The 5,484-nt window shown below is 36.2% G+C and carries 5 protein-coding genes; 2 read left to right on the top strand and 3 right to left on the bottom strand.

Features of this window, described 5'->3' with window-relative positions:
• Positions 1-1,323 (bottom strand): hypothetical protein (locus AC1DPQ_RS16215; protein ID WP_477610246.1); only part of this gene is annotated, 1,323 nt, incomplete at its 3' end.
• 342 nt (positions 1,324-1,665) lie between these two features.
• On the opposite strand from AC1DPQ_RS16215, the gene AC1DPQ_RS16210 reads away from it, so the two are divergent.
• Together AC1DPQ_RS16210 and AC1DPQ_RS16205 are read left to right on the top strand one after the other, a co-directional pair.
• Positions 1,666-2,070, top strand: a complete 405-nt coding sequence (locus AC1DPQ_RS16210) for an EVE domain-containing protein (protein ID WP_029275089.1) — start codon at positions 1,666-1,668, stop codon at positions 2,068-2,070.
• Positions 2,071-2,766: 696 nt separating this feature from the next.
• Positions 2,767-3,330 (top strand): hypothetical protein, encoded by a 564-nt coding sequence (locus AC1DPQ_RS16205; RefSeq protein WP_477610245.1) that lies wholly within the window; start codon positions 2,767-2,769, stop codon positions 3,328-3,330.
• A 177-nt stretch (positions 3,331-3,507) separates the two neighbouring features.
• Here AC1DPQ_RS16205 and AC1DPQ_RS16200 read toward each other — a convergent pair whose 3' ends face one another.
• Together AC1DPQ_RS16200 and AC1DPQ_RS16195 are read right to left on the bottom strand one after the other, a co-directional pair.
• The gene (locus AC1DPQ_RS16200) at positions 3,508-4,689 is read right to left on the bottom strand and encodes a cation:proton antiporter (protein WP_477582042.1); all 1,182 of its coding nucleotides are present in this window, start codon (positions 4,687-4,689) and stop codon (positions 3,508-3,510) included.
• Between the two features lie 70 nt (positions 4,690-4,759).
• Positions 4,760-5,281 (bottom strand): acyl-CoA thioesterase, encoded by a 522-nt coding sequence (locus tag AC1DPQ_RS16195; protein WP_029275086.1) that lies wholly within the window; start codon positions 5,279-5,281, stop codon positions 4,760-4,762.
• Between the last annotated feature and the right edge of the window lie 203 nt (positions 5,282-5,484).

Genomic DNA, 5,484 nt, shown 5'->3' with positions numbered 1-5,484 from the left:
GTAGTATGCATCTACTTGGACTTTGATACTTGAGTCGTCACGCTTATAGATAATTTTTAATATGTTTTGATTAGATTTTACATTTGGCTCTTTCAAATAACCTACCTTAATTTTTGTGTCATTAAAACAGAAATGGTTGAAGAATAATGGGTCAAGATGCGTTAATAAAATGGGGAATATCCTACGCTTCTGTCTTTTCATTTCATCTATGAATGTTGAAACATAATATTGAAATGTTATAAGATTTGCATCATCCATATAATCAAATATTTCATCTATTATAAGTATGCAATCGTTTTTCTTGAAATTCCTTCTTGATTTTAAAAGCAGGGCAATGAAAGTTAAAATATCTCTTTGGCCATTCGATATTTCATGTGCCTTTGGCCATCTTACAACAAGGCTGTTTCCTTCAACTTTTGGTTTAATGTCGAATCTATCCTTTACTGGGTTGAAGGATTCAATTGTTTTAGTAAAATCATCTTTTTCATCAAGATAATATAGATATTTAGAAGCTTTTTTGAAGTTGCCCCCCATTCTATCTTTAACCGAAAGTATTTGCCATGCTGTAAGATATGCGTTCACTTCATCCTTAACCTCAACGAAACCAAATGAAGTAATTATGTCTACTAACTTTCTAAACTCGTCCAAAGCTTGAAATGATGGTAAAATATTCGATTGAATCCATCCTTTAATAGAATTACCTGTTCCATTTTGTCTATTGATAGCAGGAAAAGCAGAATCGAAAGTTTGTCGATATGGTTTTAAGCTGAAGCGAGTAAAGTCAATTTCACTTTCAATTCTGAAGAAGAGATGTCCATAGTTAAATAGGTTTGAAATGTTATTCAACAATTTGCTACCATTTGCACCGAATGTTGATTTCATGGTAGAAGAATTATAATCAAAAGAAATTTTTGGAGGTATAGTTTGGATTAACGTAGTTGGCATTATATCAAGAGAAGTTTTTGCAAATGCTGAACGTCCGGGAATTTTCTGTACCACAGATTTTGGCTCAGTCTGATTATTTATAACAAACACATCAAAGTAATTCGAAATTGTATTTTGAGTATCGTCTGCAACAAGCGTTTGCCCTGTTGTCAAAGTGAGAGTTAATATAGGTCTATTGTTAGCATCTTTTAGATAATAGTTTTTGTCGTCTAATTCAATTTTGTTGCTTCTTAAAGAATCAAATCCGATAGCGAAGGAGCTTTTTCCAAACCCGTTCGGAGCAACTAATATGTTCGGTCTGTCAGGAACTAAGTCAAGGGTAAACAGCTTGTGTCCAATGCCTTTAATGTTCGTTATCTCTATTGTTTTTATGTTCATTCTTAATGCAGGGTGTTGTTTGTATAATGACGGCTAACTCCCGAATATACGGTACTAAAAAATCATAAAAACCTTCATTATTTGTACACTTTGGTATTTGTTAAACGTTTATAAGCGCTAACACTCAGATGATCTATTGTAAAGAGAAGATGAAGAGTTTAAAATTTATTTAGTTTATCTAAATTATTAGTTTAATCTTAATCCTCAATACGGGAAACCATAATTACACATAAGTAAGTATATCATCTTATTTACGTTATCACTTATCTCTTCATTATATTTCCTAATCCATTCCATTTTGTTAGTTTTGAGGGTAAATAATTGAAATAAATAAAAAGCAGAATGAATCATTGGTTAGTAAAATCAGAGCCTTTTAAATACAGTTGGGAAAAATTTAATCAGGATGGCCGTACCTTTTGGGATGGTGTGCGTAATTATCAGGCCAGAAATAACCTAAAAGCCATGCAAGAAGGAGATTTGGTGCTTTTTTATCATAGTAACGAAGGTAAAAATGTAGTGGGTATTGCAAAAGTAGTAAGGGAGTTTTACCAGGATCCAACTACTGATGATGCCAACTGGGTAGTGGTTGACTTATCGCCTGTAGAAAGCCTGAAAAATCCGGTTTCTTTAGAGCAGATCAAAGCTGAGCCGAGTTTGGTTGATATTTCATTGGTGCGCCAGGGTCGTTTATCTGTCATGCCATTAAAAGCAGAAGAATTTGATAAGATTTTGGAAATGGGGGCTTAGTCCGAAGTCTTGAGTCTGCAGTCTTTAGTCGATTACGAGTTCGAATTCAGTTAACCGATTTAAACAATTAACCTTTTAATCATTAATCAATGAAGTCGGTTCAAGCGAGAAATTGTCATCCTGAGGAGTAATTGTTTCATAAAATCAATATAAAAGACAAATCTTTTTGGCAAAATAGTAGGCTGCGTGAGATCGTCATTCCCAACTCGATTGGGAACCACGGAGTGCTCATGAATGCCTCTGAAAAAAGGAAAACTTATGAATAATCGTAATGCAAGCGCTTTAAGATTCCCGCATGCGCGGGAATGACGACCTGCTAATGGATTCTGTCTATGGTAGGGTTAATTAATTGTTTAAAATCAACCTTAGCGTCTGTATAATTCTTCCCCGATTCATCCGAGAGACCGGGAGCTATTTGTTCTAGCACTTCGACTCTGTGACCATTAACAGATTACAATAAAAAGAATCGTCATTGCGAGGAGGAACGACGAAGCAATCTTAATGCGGTCGCTACTAGCGATAGTTGTAAGATTGCTTCGTCGGCTGAAAAAGCATTCTCGCAATGACGATTCCGCTCAAAAATCACTACACTAAAAATCATCTGTCATTTGTATTGATTTTTAAGCCCTCACCGTGACAGAAATGTTAAATATTTAAAATATTATATTAAATTTAACTGTCTCTTAATACCTCAACATGAAAACCATCTATTTTACGCTCCTCTTTTTCCTCTCCATTACTTTAGTGAATGCTCAAAGCATAAAACCTTACATTGCCATTCTAAAAACCCAAAATGGAAAATACAAAGGGATTTTATACAAAGTAGATTCAGTAGATGCGATCCTAAATCATGATGGCGAATTTATTAAGGTTCCGATTAATGAAATTAAAACCGTGCAGATCAGAACGATTAAAAAGGGCTATGAAGGAATGAGTTTTATTAAAATTGGTGAAGATCGGGCAGAAGAATATAAAATGAATACAGCTGGTAAAATGGTTGATAAATGGGGCAAGGAAGAACCTACTTTTAAGGAAGACGCAGCGGCAACTGTATTCTCTGTGGTTTTTACCGCAATGGCAAATGCTGTTGCACTGCCTATCCATGCCATTAATCCGAATTTAGCACGTTTTAACTTTAATAAAATAGATAGAAATAAGTTAAACGAACTCAGTTATTATTCCATTTATTATCAGGCCAATCCCAATGTGCTGGCCGAGCTGAACCAGCTAAAAAGCATTTCATCTTCATTTAAACCTTAGGTGTTTGGCGTGTGGCGTTGGGCGTTTGGAGTGGATTAACCGGTTTAAACAAATGAAGATATATCTGTCTAGATAGATCTCTCTCCCGACTTAATGTCGGGACTGCGCTACAGTCGAGATGACGATCATTCTATTAGAATCTATACGATCAACCCAATGAACCAATGAACCAATGAACTAATGAACCGCACTATTTCTCTTGCTTAAGGTTATCCCCAACGTCATTACAATACTCGATCCCAGTACAACCAGGAACAGGAATGGCGTACCCACCTCAGGTATTTTTAAGGAAGCTGGCAGGTTGAAATAAAGCAAAATGCTAATTAAGCCGCGGGGTGCAATGTATAAAATCGGACTCAGGTTTTCTTTTTTGAATATTTTGAGAAATACCACTCTGATAATGTAAATCGATATTAAAATGAAAAAGCCGTTGGCCAGTACAATTTTGTTGTTCAGGTCGCCAATATTCATGGTAAAGCCAAAAATAACGAAGAAAAAAGTACGCAGAATAAAAGCACTTTCGGCCGATAACTGATAGAGCTGGGATAAATCGGCTGTTAAATTTTTGTATAAAAAGACACTTCTAAACCAGGCATTCTCAATCGTATCGGCATTATTCAGAAACAGGCCTGTGCTCAAAATCAACACCAGAGAGGATAAGTGGTAAGACTGACCAATGGCATAAACCAGTATCAGTATGGCTATAATTAAGAAGAATTTAATGTGGTGTACCAATCGGCCCATTACATACAATAACACCACACAGGCAATGGCCGATAGTAAAAGGATGAGGAAGGTACTTAAACCTAAGCCAATAAAAGCAGACGTATTGATCGAATGGTTGGTAATGGCAAAATTGAAGATGATAATGCCTAAAATATCAGAGAAAGAAGATTCATAAATTACAAATTCTTTATCGGTATTGTTTAATGCCGCTGCGGAAGGGATGGCAATAGCTGAGCTGATTACGCTAAAGGGAATGGCATTTGCAATACAGGTATATAAATCGTGGTGAGTAATCTGGTAGATAATACTGGTTATTACCACAATAGTTCCCATTAAAATGCTTAGGGCAGAGAAAAAAGCACTGCGTATAACCTTGTTTTTATGCCGGTCGTATTTAAGCTCGAGAGAACCCTCAAAAACAATTAAAATTAAGCCTACGGTACCCAATGTTGGTAGAATGGAGAGGAAATTGAAGGTTTGTATCTTAAGGTTATCGACCAGCAAACGTAAACCAATACCTAGAAGGAGCAGCAATAAAACCGATGGTACTTTGGTTTTACTTGCCACTAAATCAAACAGATAAGAGAAAATAACTAATCCGCTTAAAATAATAAGGATGGTATAAGTTGTCATATTTTTCAGCGTAGGGTAAACCGCTAAAATAAAACAATCATGCTAAGCAAAAAGAAATTTAATGTAAAAATTATGCTTTAAAGAAAAGAGCCTTTAGCTCGCTGGCATCATCAGGGTTCATTTTTCCACCTAAAACCAAACGCAATTGCCTGCGGCGTAAAGCCCCGTCAAATAAGTCAATTTCTTCGGGTGTTTCTGGTATTAGTTCTGGCACAGGGATGGTACGGGCACTCTGATCTACCGCAACAAAGGTATAATAAGCCTCATTACTTTTTTGGCGTGCACCACTTGGAATATTCTCTGCCCAAACATCTAATCGAACTTCTACTGAAGTATTAAAAGCTCTCGTCACTTTGGCCTCAATGGTAATTACATCACCTAATTTAATGGGTTGCTTAAAAGAAACGTTATCAACCGAAGCAGTTACCACAATACGGTTACAGTGTTTTTGAGCCGAAATTGCCGCTGCAATATCCATCCAATGGAGCAAACGCCCACCCATTAGGTTGTTTAAGGTGTTGGTATCGTTTGGTAATACCAATTCGTTCATGATGGTAAAACTTTCTCTGGCAAATTTCTTTTTTAGACTCATTTGATGGCAAAAGTAAGTAAAATGTGGGTAAAATGGTATTGCAAATAGATTCTGGCGGATTTGGAAGTTGTTTCTGCGGTGATCTGCGTAATTAGCAGGAAACATAGGCAAGGTTGTTCCCGCAGATCAAATGGATTTTCGCAGATTTATTATTTTGTTTTTCTGCGAAATCAGCGGGAAAGATCCTCTTTTTTGCGCATACC

The sequence above is a fragment of the Pedobacter sp. 01T416_2 genome (assembly GCF_056398925.1).
Note: the sequence above shows the minus strand (reverse complement) of the source record. Positions and strands in the feature narration are given on the sequence as shown.